Source organism: Mesorhizobium sp. M7A.F.Ca.CA.002.15.2.1, from assembly GCF_003998715.1.
Classification (GTDB): domain Bacteria; phylum Pseudomonadota; class Alphaproteobacteria; order Rhizobiales; family Rhizobiaceae; genus Mesorhizobium; species Mesorhizobium ciceri.
The window spans coordinates 1-888 of the sequence record NZ_RZPI01001130.1 but is presented as its reverse complement, the minus strand read 5'-3'; the positions used below and the strand labels follow the sequence as shown (position 1 = coordinate 888).

The window sequence follows — 888 nt, the reverse complement described above, 5'->3', positions numbered from 1 at the left end:
GGCCTTGACCGGCCGCGCCGAAGGCGTTGCCACGGCAGCAGCCGACGTGTCGACGGCAGCAGCGACAGGCGCCTGCCCGGCCTTGTCGAAGACGCCAAAGCTGGTCGGCGCCAATTCGGGCCGCGCCAGCACGAAACCCTGCACCATCGACGCACCCGATTTCTCGGCGAGCTCCAGTTGCCAGCCCTCCTCGATGCCTTCGAACACCGTATGGATGCCTTGCTCCTCGAAGTTCTTCACCATGGTGGTCAGCAACGCGAAGCCGGCGCCGGACTCCATCAGCTGCGTGATCCAGTAGGCATCGAACTTGACGATATCCGGCTTCAACTCCTTGACCCGGTTGATGTCGGAATCGTCGGCGCCATAGTCGTCGACGGCGATGCGGAAACCGTTGGCTCTCAATGCCGCGACGAAGCCGTGCAAGGCTTCCTGCGACGCCGACCGCTGCTCGGTCACCTCGCAGACGACGCGACGCGGGTCGATGCCGGCCTCGTGCAGCACGAGCCGCATTTCGCGCAAGGCAGCGTCGGCAACAGTGCGTTCGGTGAACACCGACGGGTCGAAATTAACAAAGATCGACGCTTCCTGCGGCAGGCAGGCACCGGCGTTGAGAAGATGCAGCGTCCTGGTCAGCGCCTCGATATGCAGCCGGTCGGCGGCCGGACAGGTCGAGAAGAAATTCATCGGCGATTGTGGCTCGCCGTCGCGGAACGGTCGGATCAGCCCTTCGAACGCGACCACCGACAGCTTGCCTTCCTTGAAGGCGAAGATCGGCTGGAAAGCGCTTTGCAACGTGTAGATGCCCCAGACACCGGTGGAGGTGCCGTCGTCCTGACGGATGATGTGGGCAAGCCCGACGCTGCGCGACACGGTTCCTCGCTCCGCAAT

At 63.9% G+C, this 888-nt stretch carries 1 protein-coding gene; it reads right to left on the bottom strand.

Annotation, left to right across the window (positions count from 1 at the left end):
- A partial coding sequence (locus ENZ74_RS33140; RefSeq protein ID WP_164761465.1) for an EAL domain-containing protein occupies positions 1 to 870 on the bottom strand: 870 nt, incomplete at its 3' end.
- Between the last annotated feature and the right edge of the window lie 18 nt (positions 871 to 888).